Origin of the sequence: Campylobacter sp. JMF_14 EL1 (genome assembly GCF_027737585.1) — a bacterium.
Lineage (GTDB): Bacteria > Campylobacterota > Campylobacteria > Campylobacterales > Campylobacteraceae > Campylobacter_B.
This window is the reverse complement of the sequence record NZ_JAOVTW010000002.1, coordinates 62,947-75,056: the sequence shown is the minus strand read 5'-3', so window position 1 is coordinate 75,056 and position 12,110 is coordinate 62,947. Positions and strand designations below refer to the sequence as shown.

Here is a 12,110-nt window from a genome sequence, read left to right as displayed (position 1 = left end):
CTATCCTCGTGGCAGGGCAAGAGGGATTCGAACCCCCAACCATCGGATTTGGAATCCGGCGCTCTACCGTTGGAGCTATTGCCCTATAAACTTATTTAAGCTTAACTTCCTTGTGAAGTGTGTGTTTTTTTAATCTAGGGCAGTATTTTTTAAGTTCCAATTTTTCTGTTGTTGTTTTGCTGTTTTTATAAGTGCTGTAATTGATATCTCCGCACTCAGAACATTTTAGACCAATTTTTACTCTACTTGAATTTTTTGCCATATTACTTCCTTAAATTTAAAAAAACAGACGGATTCGAAAATCCGTCTGTATAAAAATTATGCAATGATGTTTGAAACAACACCTGAACCAACAGTTCTACCACCCTCACGGATAGCGAATCTTGTTCCTTGTTCAAGAGCAACAGGAGCGATAAGCTCAACTGTGATTTTAACATTATCACCAGGCATAACCATCTCTGTGCCAGCAGGTAGAGTGATTGAGCCAGTAACATCTGTTGTTCTAACATAGAATTGTGGTCTATAATTGTTAAAGAAAGGAGTGTGGCGTCCGCCTTCCTCTTTTGTTAGAATATAAACTTCACCTTCGAATTTTGTGTGAGGAGTAATTGATTTTGGTTTGCATAGAACCATACCTCTTTCAACTTCTTCTTTTTTAGTTCCTCTTAGCAATACACCAACATTATCGCCAGCTTCGCCTTGATCCATCTCTTTTCTAAACATCTCAACGCCAGTAACTGTTGTTGTTTGAGTTGGTTTAAGACCAACGATTTCGATTGTGTCGCCTACTTTAACAACACCTTTTTCGATTCTACCAGTTACAACTGTACCACGACCTGAGATTGAGAAGATATCTTCGATTGGCATCAAGAAATCTTTATCAGTGTCACGAGTTGGAGTTGGGATATAGCTATCAACAGCGTTCATAAGATCCATGATTTTTGCTGACCACTCGCCGTCGTTACCAGCTTTTGCCTCTTCAAGAGCTTGAAGTGCTGAACCAGCTACGATTGGAGTATCATCGCCTGGGAAATTGTATTCATTTAGAAGCTCTCTAACTTCCATTTCAACTAGTTCTAGAAGCTCAGGATCATCAACCATATCAGTTTTGTTTAGGAAAACAACAATGTATGGAACACCAACTTGGCGAGATAGCAAGATGTGCTCTCTTGTTTGTGGCATAGGACCATCAGCTGCTGAAACAACTAGGATAGCGCCGTCCATTTGAGCAGCACCAGTAATCATGTTTTTAACATAGTCAGCGTGGCCTGGGCAATCAACGTGAGCATAGTGGCGAGACTCTGTTTCATACTCAATGTGAGATGTAGCGATAGTGATACCGCGCTCTTTTTCCTCAGGAGCATTATCGATATTGTCGTAATCTTTAAGCTCAGCAAGACCTCTTCTAGAAAGAACAGCAGAAATAGCAGCTGTCAAAGTAGTTTTACCATGATCGACGTGACCAATAGTACCAATGTTTACGTGTGGCTTGTTACGAGTAAATTTTTCTTTAGCCATCATATCCTCCGTTATTAATTTGTGGTTACACAATAAAAAACTAAGCAATTTTCTAAATGGAGCTCATAGCGGGACTTGAACCCGCGACCTCTTCCTTACCAAGGAAGTGCTCTACCTCTGAGCCATATGAGCATTACCCCTGGCCAAGAGAAATCGCTACCTACTATCTGACAATGTAAGACGAAATTTGGATATAAAAGCGTATAAAAGCATTAAGTTTTTACAGCTCCCAGTAAAACCCAAATGGAGCGGGAAACGGGGCTCGAACCCGCGACCCTCAGCTTGGAAGGCTGATGCTCTAGCCAACTGAGCTACTCCCGCATAGATTCATGGTGGTGAGACGTGGATTCGAACCACGGAAGACATAGTCAGCAGATTTACAGTCTGCCCTCGTTGGCCACTTGAGTATCTCACCTAATGAAAATCTGGTCAAACACTGTTACAAAAAAATGGAGCTGGTGAACGGACTTGAACCGCCGACCCACTGCTTACAAGGCAGTAGCTCTACCAACTGAGCTACACCAGCATTTTGAAATTGAAGTTTGGATTATATCTGAAAAAAAAATCTTTGTCAAGGCTAAATCAGCAAAATTTTAAAATTTTACTCTTTTTTGTTATAATCACTCAAATTTTGATAAAGGATTGTTATGAAAATCGTTCCTTGGATTATCGTTATATTTATGATTTATGTGGTGTATTATTTTATTTCTCGTTCCGAAAAGCGCATCACAGCGCTAGAAAAGCGACTAAACCAAGCCGAGAGCAACTACGACGAGCTAAAAAAACAGATCGAAACCAACCGCATGCTAATCCAAGAAAACAGCCCAAAAGAGCCAGAAGTAGAAGAAAACGCTTACGAGGATTGAAATTTAATTATTATTCGGCATAAAATAAAGAGGTTAAAAATATGAAACCTTTTTGGTTATTTGTTCTAGGTATTTGCGTCTGCGAATATACGGGTTCCTCTCGTAATTTTTCCCCAATTTTGATAATAGTATTTTGTCGTTTGTCGATAAAATTTTGCCATTGTTGTCCTGTGTTTTCGCCATTAAGCGGTATTGCATTTGTTTTAAATCTCGCTGTGCTTTGATTATTTCCGCTTGCGCATTTCCCTTTGTTTGTTTAGCATTTTTTGTCGCTTCTCGTAGCCGTTGTTCGTAAATCGCTTGTAGTCGTTCATCGGCTTTTCTGGCGCTTTTTTGTCCGTTAAATAATCCAGCCACATTACCGCCAAAAGTGCTGTTATCATTATTAAAAATTCGCCTATCATTTTCGCCTATTTTCCTTTCGTATCCGTAAGTATTATACTTCCAATATTTGCCGTCAATTAAGTTGCCTTTTGTCTCAAATTTTACGGCATCGTTTGCATAATATCCTGCTTGTTTTAATGATTTTTTAATATCAATTCCAAGATTAGCGCACCTGTTCCACTTATGGCTATGTGCGAAGCTACATTTGGATTTATGAAGCCGTTGCTTAGGAATTGTTTTGCGTTTTGGTCGAGGATTGCATTTTCGCCCTTTTCAACTCCCCTAGATAACGCTTGTGATAACCCCCTAGCATAGGCTTCCCGCATTGCATTTGCATTTTGCTTAGTTGATAGTTCGCCACTAATTCTTTCGCCAAAAGCACCAAAATTGTGATTAAGCCACCTATTATAGACGCCATCTCTTACTCCTATGCACCAAATTTTATCAAAGCGCCCTAGCAATCAGTTCTAGCGGATTTACGCATTTCATATCGATTTGCGCTAAGCCAAAGGCGTTATTTAGTTGCATTCTGCACGCGCTACACTCTGCACTTACGATTTTTAGGGGGCTATCTTTGAGCGAGGCGACCTTGTCTAAGCCAGCCTTGCGCGAGAGATGATATTTTTCACTCTGCATTGTTACACCGCCAAATCCACAGCATTGATCGGCGTTTGGCATTTCGATTATTTCGTAATTTTGCGAGAGCAAATTTCGCGGTTCGCGCCAAATTCCTTGCATTTTGCGTGAGTGGCACGGATCGTGGTAGGTGATTTGCCCTATTTTTCCGCGCTCTGATAAAATTTCTTTTAAATTTGTAAATTTATCAAAATACTCCGTCGCTAGATAAATTTTGCTCGCCACAGCCTTTGCACGCTCTTGCCAATGCGAATCGCCCTCGAAAAAATGCACATAATCGACTTTTAGCATACCAGAACAAGTCGCCTCTGGAACGACGATAGCGTCGAGATTAGCTAGCATTTTTTCAAAATACTCTATGTTAAATTTCGCGTTTTTCTCCACAGAGCCAAAATCCCCAGTAAAATACTGCGGCGCGCCACAGCAGGCTTGCTTTTTCATCAAATTCACATTTAAATTTAGGCTTTTTGCGATTTTCAAAAACGCCTCGCCAATGCCCGTATATGCGTAGTTTCCCATACAGCCGATAAAAAGCCCGATAGTTTTGCTTCCGCCATTGTCGATAAATTCAGGGTGTGAGTTCATAAAGCTTTTTTTCGCTAAGCTAGGCAGTGTGCGCTCCACGCTCATCATAGGCACCGAAAATCGCGGTCTCATCGTATTTCCGCGCTCGCTGTCTTTTTGCGTCTTAAAGGCGCACGGCACGAAAAAATACCCTAGCCTAGCTGCTAAATCCAAAATTTTGCGGTGGCTCAAAAACCAAAACGCAGCCCTTTTATACCACGCTATGCCAAATTTTTGCGCGATTTTGTAGCGCGCGTTTTCAATCGCAGTATCGGTAGGTAGGGAGTCGTTGCACACATCGACACAACTTGTGCATAAAAAACAGCTCTCAAAGATATTTTTCATATTTTTATCGAGTTCGAGTTCGCCCCGCTCGACCGCACCAAGCAGGTCCAAAAACCCGCGCGGGCTGGTAACTTCGTCGCTATTGATATTATGAATCGTGCAGGCTGGAATACATTTGCCACATTTTACGCATTTATCGCTTAGGGTTTTGAAATCATACATTTTTTACACCGTTTTTGAGAATTTTTTCTCACCCAAATTTTTGTGCATATACTCATCAAAACACATTGCGATATTGCGGATTAGAAGCGTTCCAGTCGGCGTTACGCTAAGCTCATCGTCTGAAATTTTCACAAAATCTTTAAGATATTCAAGCTCTTTTAGAGAATTTGCAAAATGCTCGAAAAATTTAATATTATGCTTGGCTTCGATCTCTTTGATATTTACCCTGAAATTCGCCATTAGGCTCATTACGACATCTTTGCGAAGCAAATCCTCGCTATTTAACAAAATTCCTTTGAAAAACGGCAATTTACCGCTATCAATCGCCTCCTCATACGGCGCCATATCTTTGAAATTTTGCGCATAATGCCTCTCGCCCTCGCCGATACTAGTAAGCCCAATGCCCACCAAATCCGCGCCACCTTTTGTGGTGTAACCTTGGAAATTTCTATGAAGCGTGCCGTCTTTAAGCGCAGCATGAAGCTCGTCGCTTGGCTTAGAGTAGTGATCCATGCCGATTGGCTCGTATCCATTAGCGGTCAAAAAATCATGGGTAAATTTTAAAATTTCAAGCTTGATTTTTGGCGCAGGAAGTGTGCTTTCGTCAAATTTACGCATTGATTTTTTTATCCATGGAACATGGGCGTAATTAAATATCGCAAAACGATCTGGGTTAAGGCTAAGCGCCAAATTTAGCGTTTCTTGGAAAGTCGCTAAATTTTGATATGGCAAACCATAAATCAAATCCATATTAATCGACTTTATCCCAGCCTTTCGCGCCATATCCATTACGCTTTTTGTCAGCTCATAAGGCTGAATTCTATGGATTTCTTTTTGCACGCGCTCGTTAAAATCCTGCACGCCGTAACTTATGCGGTTAAATCCATGCGAAATAAGCACATCAAGCTGCTGCTGTGTGAGAAATCTAGGGTCAATCTCACAGCTAATCTCAGCGTCAGCGCTAAAATTTTTAAAATGTTTTTTTATGTTTTTTATGTGGCGATCTAGTTGTTCGGCGTCGAAATATGTCGGTGTGCCACCACCAAAGTGCATTTGTGTAACCACCCTGCTAGCGTCTAAATGCTCGCACAAAATATCCATTTCGCGATCTATATAGTCTAAATACCTGTCCATTTTATCGCGTTTGCCAGTGTAGATGACATTACAGCCACAAAAATAGCACGCCGAACGGCAAAATGGCATGTGAAAATAAAGCGAGAGTGGGGCGTTTTTGTCTTGGGTTTTTAGCTCGTTTATATACTGCTCGTAGCTGAAATTTTGGCTAAATTCTAGCGCAGTGGGATAGCTCGTGTAGCGCGGTCCTGGGCGCGAAAATTTAGCATACGCGTCAAAATCAATGTTTGCCATTTCTGCTCCTTACTAACTCTTCGATATCAATAAATAAATTTGGGTGTGATTGCTTCACGCGCGAAACTATGGCGTCTAAATCTAAATTTATCTTTTTTATGCTTGGGTTTTCGCTCGTGATTTTGCGAATTTCGTCCATGCACACAATCCACGCATCGCCAAAATCCACTGGGGCTTGCTGTAAAATCGAACGCTCTAATTTTAGGTTGAAATTCTCTGCAATCGCCCCTTTTGCGACTCGGATTAGATTATTTAGCGATTTTAAAGATACCATTGTGTGCAATTCGCCACTCTCATCTATCCCAAACCACGGCTCCTCGTCGCTCCATGAGCCCTTTTTTAGTGTTAGTTTTTTTTCGTTTGTTTGTGGGTCGTGCGAAATCTCAAAAACCGTGTTATTAGCGTCCTCGATACCGAAAAATTCATTGATTTGATCAATTTTTGTTAATGCTTTGTCGTTTTTTTCCACTTAATTACCTCTGTGTCTATCTAGCCATACCATTACGCCCTTTTGGCCGTGCAGTCTGTTTTCAGCCTCGCTAAAAACATCGCCTGCATGAGCTTCTATAATCTCATCGCTGACCTCGTATCCGCGATACGCTGGCAAGCAATGCAAGAAAATAGCATCTTTTTTGGCTAGGCTCATCATATCTTTATCTACGCAAAATCCCTCAAACTGCTTGATTTTGCGCTCTTTTTCGCTCTCTTGTCCCATTGAAACCCAAGTATCAGTCGTAACGACATCTACGCCACAGACTGCCTCGCGCGGATCGTGAGTGTAGATGATTTTTGCCCCTGAAATTTTGGCGTTTTTCTCGGCTTGTGCTACGATAGAAGCGTCAGCCTCATAGCCCTTTGGCGTAGCAATCCTAAGCTCAAATCCCAAAATCGAAGCCAGCGAAATCCAAGTATGCGCCATATTATTTCCGTCCCCGATATACGCGACGCAGTCCCCACTAGCACGCTCTTGCATAGTAAGATAATCCGCGATTAACTGCACTGGGTGGAGATAGTCGCTAAGGCCGTTTATCACAGGCACGGCTGAGTATTTGGCAAATTCCTCCAAATCACTTTGTTTATAAACCCTAAGCATAGCCATATCGACCATGCTAGAAATCACGCGCGCAGTATCCCTCACAGGCTCGCCACGACCGAGTTGAATATCTTTCGAGCTTAAAAACAGCGCTTGTCCGCCTAGCTGATACATACCAGTCTCAAAGCTCACGCGCGTTCTAGTCGAGCTTTTTTCAAAAATCATCGCTAGGGTTTGGTTTTTTAGATACGGTTTGTAATCCTTCGCTTTGGCCTCTTTTTTAATCTCGGCTGCAAGGCGCAAAATTTCAAAAATTTCATCTTTGCTAAAATCTTCAAAAGTCAAAAAATGTCGCATACTCACTCCTAAATTTAGCTAAATTTACGCAAAAGCTCAGCTATTTCTTTTGCGTGATATGAGATTATCATATCCGCTCCTGCGCGTTTTATGCTTATCATAGTCTCCATTAAAACCCGCTCATAATCGATCAATCCAAGCTTCGCTCCGCCTTTTAAAAGCGCGTATTCGCCACTGACATTATACGCACAAATCGGAAGCAGTGTGCGCTCGCGCAAATCACGGATTATATCCAAATATGCAAGTGCCGGTTTTACCATTAAAATATCAGCGCCTTGTGCCTCGTCTTCTAAACTCTCATTTATCGCCTCAAATCGGTTTGCTGGATCCATTTGATACGAGCTTCTATCGCCAAAGCTAGGCGCACTCTCCGCTACATCGCGAAACGGCCCGTAATACCCGCTCGCAAATTTTGTCGAATACGCCATAATCGGCAAATTTTCAAATCCATTGCTATCAAGCGCACCCCTAAGAGTGGTGATAATGCCGTCCATCATACCGCTTGGGGCTATCATATCAGCGCCGTTTTTGGCGTGGATTAAGGCTTGTTTGGCTGAAATTTCAAGCGTAGCGTCGTTATTTACGGTTTGATGAACATGATCTAGTATCCCGCAGTGTCCGTGGTCAGTGTATTCGCAAAAGCACAAATCCGTAATCACCATAAATTTTGGGAATTTATCCTTAATCGCGCGAAGCGCAGTGGCGATTATGCCATCATCACTAAGCGCGTCAGAGCCAATGCTGTCTTTAACCTCTGGAATTCCAAAAAGCAAAATTTTATTAATTCCCAAATTTGATAAAATTTCGCACTCTTTTAAAATTTCGTCCAAACTCAGCTGGAAAACGCCCGGCATGGAGCTTATCTCGTTTTTGACACCTTTACCAGGAACGACAAAAAGCGGGTAAATAAAATTTCTCATCTCTAACGAAGTTTCGCGCACAAGCTCCCTTACTACGGGATTTATACGCACTCTTCTAAATCGTTTAAACATTGTTTTTCCTTTTTTGGGTAAAATCATCGATTTATAATATCACAAATGGAGTAAATTTTATATGAATATTCAAATTTCGCAGATTGCAAATTTGCCCTCACGCTTCGGTAAATTTAAGGTGCAGTCCTTCAAAGAAAACGAAAAAGAACACTTAGTAATCGCAAAAATGCCGTTAAATGAAATCGTAAATGTGCGAATCCACTCCGAGTGCCTCACAGGAGATGCGATTGGAAGCCTAAAATGCGATTGCCGCGACCAACTCGAAGAGAGCCTAAAATACATAGAAAAAAACGGCGGTATGGTGATATACCTGCGCCAAGAGGGGCGAAATATCGGGCTTTTGAACAAAATCAACGCCTACAATCTCCAAGATAAGGGGCTAGATACAATCGAGGCAAATCATCAGCTAGGTTTCAAAGCAGATGAGCGAACTTACGAAATCGTGGATTTTATCCTAAAACACTATGAAATCAAAAAGATAAATTTACTCACAAACAACCCTGAAAAGCTATCAAATTTGCACTGTGTGGAGATCGTCGAGCGCATACCGATTATCATCAAAGCTAACGAATTTAGCGAAAATTATCTTAAAACCAAAAAAGATAAAATGGGGCATTTGCTGTGAATTTGATTTTGCCTGAAAATTTCGACGAAAAGTGCGCTAAATTTGGCGAGTGTCTGCGTAAATTTAACGCAATCCACAGCCTTACGAATTACGATGATTTAAGCGAAATTATCGCTGATAGTATCGGTGGGGTGAAATTTATCCCAAAATACCCTAAAATCGCCATTGACATCGGTAGCGGGGCTGGGTTTCCGGCGATATTTTTGGCTATGGTTTTAAACCACACGAAATGGCATTTATACGAGCCAATCGCCAAAAAAGCGTCGTTTTTGACCTACGCTAAGGTAAATTTGGGGCTAAAAAATGTCGAAATTCATAGAGAAAAAATCGAAAATTCGCTAAAATTTAGGGCTGATTTGATAACTTCAAGGGCTGTGATGAAAACGAAAAATTTAGTCGAAATTTGCGATGGATTTTATGATAGTAATACGCACTTTTTGCTCTATAAAGGTAGCAGCGTAGATGATGAAATCACCGAGACTAAAAGCAAATTTCCAAGTGCCAAATTTGAGATTTTTAACGCTGGTATGCGAAATTACCTACTTCTTAGCGGAATTTGTTAAAATATTGTATAATCTTGCGATAAAGCGAATTTTAAAAGGATTAAGTAATGCAAACTTCAAAGGATTTTACGCCTATGTTGGTTTTGGTTCCAAATGGCGAAGTTGAATTTTTTGCGCAATTTTGCCAAAAAATCGGCTACAAAGCAGAGCAAACACAGGATTTTGAAAATTTCAAAAACGAAATTTTAAACGATATTTTCGAAAACCCCAAAAATCGCGCTGTCTTTGAAAGGCTAAAAGATAAATGAAATATTTAACGCTAAATCAAGCCATATCTTTGCACGACGGCGTTTTAGAAAAAATGGGCGGATTGATTGGCTACAATAACGCTCAAATCGGCTATTTAGCCTCAACATTAGAAAATATCAAAAACGATTTATACTATCCTAGCATTGCAGAAAAAGTAACGCATTTAATGTTTTCGTGCGTCAAATTTCACCCATTTTTAGACGGAAACAAACGAAGTGCCATAATGCTTTCAAAGGCTTTTTTGATAATTAATGAGGCAGTTTTTGACAAAGATAGTTTTTACGAATTTATGGAAAATATAGTCGTAAGCGTCGCAGACGGCAGTATTTCAAAAGAAAAATTACAAGAAATATTTGAAAATTTATTAAAAATTTAAAGGCCAAAAATGGGAAAACTTTTATCATTAGCGATAATTATTGCGTTAATTTATTTTTTAATCGTGCCGAAATTTCGCGCCAAAAAGGGCGAGAGCGCAGGCACAAAGAGCGAGCAAGAGCCAACAGCGCTAATGCCTTGCGATGAGTGCGGGACATACTACGAAACTAGCGCGCTTATCTCGCATAATTCTCGCCAAATTTGCAAATCTTGCTTGGCAAAAATAAAGGAAAAAAAATGATTATTCTAGGGCATGAATTGGTTGATTACGAGCCGTTTTACGCTATCAAACACACTGACGAGGTTTTCAGATACGATAATTTGCTCTTTAAATTTGATCCTAAATTAATCTCGCTAGCCAAAAGCACGGAGAAAAATTTCAGCGTCATTACAAACAACCTAAACGAAATTTTGCTCGCAAACGGCGCAGGTGCGAGATTTATCATCGTAAATAAAAAAACCGCTCCACTCGCGCAAAAGCTGGCCAACGACTATCTTTTTGACGCTAAAATCGCGATGTTTGCAAGCTCGCCTCGCGCTCTAAAACAGCTGGCTGAGCTTGGAATCGACGCTGTGGTTTTCAAAGAAGCCATCGCAAACCGCCCAAAATCCTTTTTAAGCGGGCTTTTTGCGGGCGGACGCAAATTTCACCTGCCACATATCAATCCGCAAGGTCTAATCGGTCTAACCAAAAATTTAGGCGGAAAAATCAAAAATTTAGACACAAAAATCAGTGCGAAAAATTTATCCAAGGAGGATATATGGAAAAAATAAAAACCGCCCTGCTAATGAGCGGGCTAGTGCTACTTTTTATGTTCGTCGGCAGCCTAATTGGCGGACAAAAGGGTATGATTATGGCGTTTGTCGTGGCGTGCGGTATGAATTTTTTCAGCTATTTTTTCAGCGACAAACTAGTCTTGAAACACTACCGCGCTACGCCAGTTACGGCCGAGAGCCAGCCTATGTTATACGACATAATCGATCGCCTTTGCGCTAAGGCGAATTTACCAATGCCAAAAATCTATATCATCAACGAGCAAGTTCCAAACGCCTTTGCCACAGGTCGCAACCCAAACAACGCCGCAGTCGCCGTTACACAAGGCCTGCTAAATCTAATGAGCCCGCAAGAAATCGAGGGCGTGCTAGCTCACGAGCTAAGCCATGTTAATCACTACGATATCTTAATCGGCTCGGTCGCTGCGATGTTTGCAGGCGCAATCGCAATGCTAGCAAATTTCGCCAAATTTGGCGCGATTGCGGGCTCAAACTCGCAAAATCGCGGTGGCGCAAACGGCATTTTCTTGCTAATTGGAGCCGTGATAATGCCACTAGCCGCTAGCATAATCCAAATGGCGATCTCACGCACCAGAGAATTCAAAGCAGACGCCGGTGCAGCCGCGCTTACAGGGCACCCTGAATGGCTGATTTCTGCTCTATCCAAGCTAGATAATTACGCCAAAAACTACCGCATGCACTCTGCGACAGGATCGACTGCGCACATGTTTATCATAAACCCATTTAGCGGGATTAAGGCGAATTTCTCTCAGCTTTTTAGCACGCACCCTAGCACAAGCGACCGTATCGCAAAACTCGAAGAGTTAAAAGACAAAATCGCTACCCAAAAGTAAAATTTGCAAGGAAATGCGAAGCATTTCCGTAAAATAAAACTAGCTAAATTTAAAGCAAAGCTTTAAATTTAGCCACCTTGTAAAGCGTCGTCGGGGGTTGGGGGATTGTAAGGGGGAAGGGGCGCGACCTCGCAAAATGAGCGTAGCGACGGCGACAGCCGGCATTTCTTGCGAGCGAAGCGAAGCAAAGTAATTCAAGCCCCCTTCCCCCTTACGAGAAAAACACGGCGCAATCTAAAATTTAAAAAATAATTCAATGCTAAATTTAGGTTGAATTTTACTCTGAATTTTACTGGATTGCTTCGAAAACTTCGTTTTCTCGCAATGACAGCAAATTTAGCGCAAGGAATTTTAAACTCGTAGATTGCTTCGGCGTTTCACGCCTCGCAATGACAAATTATGCAAAATTTACACTTGATTTGTCATTGCTACAAATAAAAATTCC

17 protein-coding genes and 5 tRNA genes are annotated in these 12,110 nt (G+C 41.3%); 8 read left to right on the top strand and 14 right to left on the bottom strand.

Features of this window, described 5'->3' with window-relative positions; genetic code table 11:
* Positions 1–9: 9 nt before the first annotated feature.
* The 7 genes from OFN73_RS03880 to OFN73_RS03850 all read right to left on the bottom strand — a co-directional run bounded on the left by OFN73_RS03880 (position 10) and on the right by OFN73_RS03850 (position 2,044).
* Positions 10–85 (bottom strand) — tRNA-Trp (locus tag OFN73_RS03880).
* Between the two features lie 6 nt (positions 86–91).
* Positions 92–262, bottom strand: coding sequence for a 50S ribosomal protein L33 (gene rpmG, locus OFN73_RS03875; protein ID WP_270859320.1), 171 nt, complete (start codon positions 260–262; stop codon positions 92–94).
* Positions 263–318: 56 nt separating this feature from the next.
* The gene (gene tuf, locus OFN73_RS03870) at positions 319–1,518 is read right to left on the bottom strand and encodes an elongation factor Tu (protein WP_270859319.1); all 1,200 of its coding nucleotides are present in this window, start codon (positions 1,516–1,518) and stop codon (positions 319–321) included.
* A 57-nt stretch (positions 1,519–1,575) separates the two neighbouring features.
* A tRNA-Thr gene (locus OFN73_RS03865) sits at positions 1,576–1,650 on the bottom strand.
* Between the two features lie 112 nt (positions 1,651–1,762).
* Positions 1,763–1,839: transfer RNA gene (locus tag OFN73_RS03860), tRNA-Gly, on the bottom strand.
* Between the two features lie 9 nt (positions 1,840–1,848).
* Positions 1,849–1,933, bottom strand: a tRNA-Tyr gene (locus tag OFN73_RS03855).
* 35 nt (positions 1,934–1,968) lie between these two features.
* Positions 1,969–2,044 (bottom strand) — tRNA-Thr (locus tag OFN73_RS03850).
* Positions 2,045–2,165: 121 nt separating this feature from the next.
* On the opposite strand from OFN73_RS03850, the gene OFN73_RS03845 reads away from it, so the two are divergent.
* Entirely contained in the window at positions 2,166–2,384 is a 219-nt protein-coding gene (locus OFN73_RS03845; protein WP_270862318.1) for a hypothetical protein, read from the top strand.
* 224 nt (positions 2,385–2,608) lie between these two features.
* Here the strand turns inward: OFN73_RS03845 and OFN73_RS03840 are convergent, their stop codons facing one another.
* The 7 genes from OFN73_RS03840 to hemB form a co-directional block, all read right to left on the bottom strand.
* Complete coding sequence (locus OFN73_RS03840) at positions 2,609–2,788, bottom strand: hypothetical protein (RefSeq protein WP_270862317.1); 180 nt, start codon at positions 2,786–2,788, stop codon at positions 2,609–2,611.
* 114 nt (positions 2,789–2,902) lie between these two features.
* On the bottom strand, positions 2,903–3,229 hold the full coding sequence (locus OFN73_RS03835; RefSeq protein WP_270862316.1) for a hypothetical protein: 327 nt from the start codon (positions 3,227–3,229) through the stop codon (positions 2,903–2,905).
* Positions 3,213–4,475 (bottom strand): (Fe-S)-binding protein, encoded by a 1,263-nt coding sequence (locus OFN73_RS03830; protein ID WP_270862315.1) that lies wholly within the window; start codon positions 4,473–4,475, stop codon positions 3,213–3,215. Before OFN73_RS03830 ends, OFN73_RS03835 begins: the two co-directional genes overlap by 17 nt.
* Before the next feature lie 3 nt (positions 4,476–4,478).
* A complete protein-coding gene (gene hemN / locus OFN73_RS03825; protein ID WP_270862314.1) occupies positions 4,479–5,843 on the bottom strand; it encodes an oxygen-independent coproporphyrinogen III oxidase in 1,365 nt (454 codons plus the stop codon).
* Entirely contained in the window at positions 5,830–6,312 is a 483-nt protein-coding gene (locus OFN73_RS03820; RefSeq protein ID WP_270862313.1) for a DUF2603 domain-containing protein, read from the bottom strand. Before OFN73_RS03820 ends, hemN begins: the two co-directional genes overlap by 14 nt.
* Positions 6,313–7,233 carry an ornithine carbamoyltransferase gene (gene argF, locus OFN73_RS03815; RefSeq protein WP_270862312.1) on the bottom strand — a complete coding sequence of 307 codons (921 nt, stop codon included), beginning with the start codon at positions 7,231–7,233 and terminating at the stop codon, positions 6,313–6,315.
* 14 nt (positions 7,234–7,247) lie between these two features.
* Positions 7,248–8,225 (bottom strand): porphobilinogen synthase, encoded by a 978-nt coding sequence (gene hemB / locus OFN73_RS03810; protein ID WP_270862311.1) that lies wholly within the window; start codon positions 8,223–8,225, stop codon positions 7,248–7,250.
* Between the two features lie 61 nt (positions 8,226–8,286).
* Here hemB and ribA point away from each other — a divergent pair, with 61 nt between their 5' ends.
* The 7 genes from ribA to htpX are packed head-to-tail and all read left to right on the top strand — an operon-like array spanning position 8,287 to position 11,665.
* Entirely contained in the window at positions 8,287–8,850 is a 564-nt protein-coding gene (gene ribA, locus OFN73_RS03805; protein WP_270862310.1) for a GTP cyclohydrolase II, read from the top strand.
* On the top strand, positions 8,847–9,413 hold the full coding sequence (gene rsmG / locus OFN73_RS03800; RefSeq protein ID WP_442868087.1) for a 16S rRNA (guanine(527)-N(7))-methyltransferase RsmG: 567 nt from the start codon (positions 8,847–8,849) through the stop codon (positions 9,411–9,413). Before ribA ends, rsmG begins: the two co-directional genes overlap by 4 nt.
* A gap of 47 nt (positions 9,414–9,460) precedes the next feature.
* Positions 9,461–9,661: a hypothetical protein gene (locus OFN73_RS03795; RefSeq protein ID WP_270862309.1), complete on the top strand. Its 201-nt coding sequence runs from the start codon at positions 9,461–9,463 to the stop codon at positions 9,659–9,661.
* Positions 9,658–10,038 carry a type II toxin-antitoxin system death-on-curing family toxin gene (locus OFN73_RS03790; protein WP_270862308.1) on the top strand — a complete coding sequence of 127 codons (381 nt, stop codon included), beginning with the start codon at positions 9,658–9,660 and terminating at the stop codon, positions 10,036–10,038. The genes OFN73_RS03795 and OFN73_RS03790 overlap by 4 nt, the downstream gene beginning before the upstream one ends.
* A gap of 9 nt (positions 10,039–10,047) precedes the next feature.
* On the top strand, positions 10,048–10,278 hold the full coding sequence (locus OFN73_RS03785; RefSeq protein WP_270862307.1) for a hypothetical protein: 231 nt from the start codon (positions 10,048–10,050) through the stop codon (positions 10,276–10,278).
* Entirely contained in the window at positions 10,275–10,811 is a 537-nt protein-coding gene (locus tag OFN73_RS03780; protein ID WP_270862306.1) for a hypothetical protein, read from the top strand. Before OFN73_RS03785 ends, OFN73_RS03780 begins: the two co-directional genes overlap by 4 nt.
* The gene (gene htpX, locus OFN73_RS03775) at positions 10,799–11,665 is read left to right on the top strand and encodes a zinc metalloprotease HtpX (RefSeq protein WP_270862305.1); all 867 of its coding nucleotides are present in this window, start codon (positions 10,799–10,801) and stop codon (positions 11,663–11,665) included. Before OFN73_RS03780 ends, htpX begins: the two co-directional genes overlap by 13 nt.
* Positions 11,666–12,110 lie beyond the last annotated feature (445 nt).

Coding starts and splice junctions, on each gene's coding strand:
- rpmG (WP_270859320.1), bottom strand. CDS start 262: ATGGCAAAAAATTCAAGTAGAGTAAAAATTGGTCTAAAATGTTCTGAG.
- tuf (WP_270859319.1), bottom strand. CDS start 1,518: ATGGCTAAAGAAAAATTTACTCGTAACAAGCCACACGTAAACATTGGT.
- OFN73_RS03845 (WP_270862318.1), top strand. CDS start 2,166: ATGAAAATCGTTCCTTGGATTATCGTTATATTTATGATTTATGTGGTG.
- OFN73_RS03840 (WP_270862317.1), bottom strand. CDS start 2,788: ATGATAGGCGAATTTTTAATAATGATAACAGCACTTTTGGCGGTAATG.
- OFN73_RS03830 (WP_270862315.1), bottom strand. CDS start 4,475: ATGTATGATTTCAAAACCCTAAGCGATAAATGCGTAAAATGTGGCAAA.
- hemN (WP_270862314.1), bottom strand. CDS start 5,843: ATGGCAAACATTGATTTTGACGCGTATGCTAAATTTTCGCGCCCAGGA.
- argF (WP_270862312.1), bottom strand. CDS start 7,233: ATGCGACATTTTTTGACTTTTGAAGATTTTAGCAAAGATGAAATTTTT.
- hemB (WP_270862311.1), bottom strand. CDS start 8,225: ATGTTTAAACGATTTAGAAGAGTGCGTATAAATCCCGTAGTAAGGGAG.
- ribA (WP_270862310.1), top strand. CDS start 8,287: ATGAATATTCAAATTTCGCAGATTGCAAATTTGCCCTCACGCTTCGGT.
- OFN73_RS03795 (WP_270862309.1), top strand. CDS start 9,461: ATGCAAACTTCAAAGGATTTTACGCCTATGTTGGTTTTGGTTCCAAAT.
- OFN73_RS03790 (WP_270862308.1), top strand. CDS start 9,658: ATGAAATATTTAACGCTAAATCAAGCCATATCTTTGCACGACGGCGTT.
- OFN73_RS03785 (WP_270862307.1), top strand. CDS start 10,048: ATGGGAAAACTTTTATCATTAGCGATAATTATTGCGTTAATTTATTTT.
- OFN73_RS03780 (WP_270862306.1), top strand. CDS start 10,275: ATGATTATTCTAGGGCATGAATTGGTTGATTACGAGCCGTTTTACGCT.
- htpX (WP_270862305.1), top strand. CDS start 10,799: ATGGAAAAAATAAAAACCGCCCTGCTAATGAGCGGGCTAGTGCTACTT.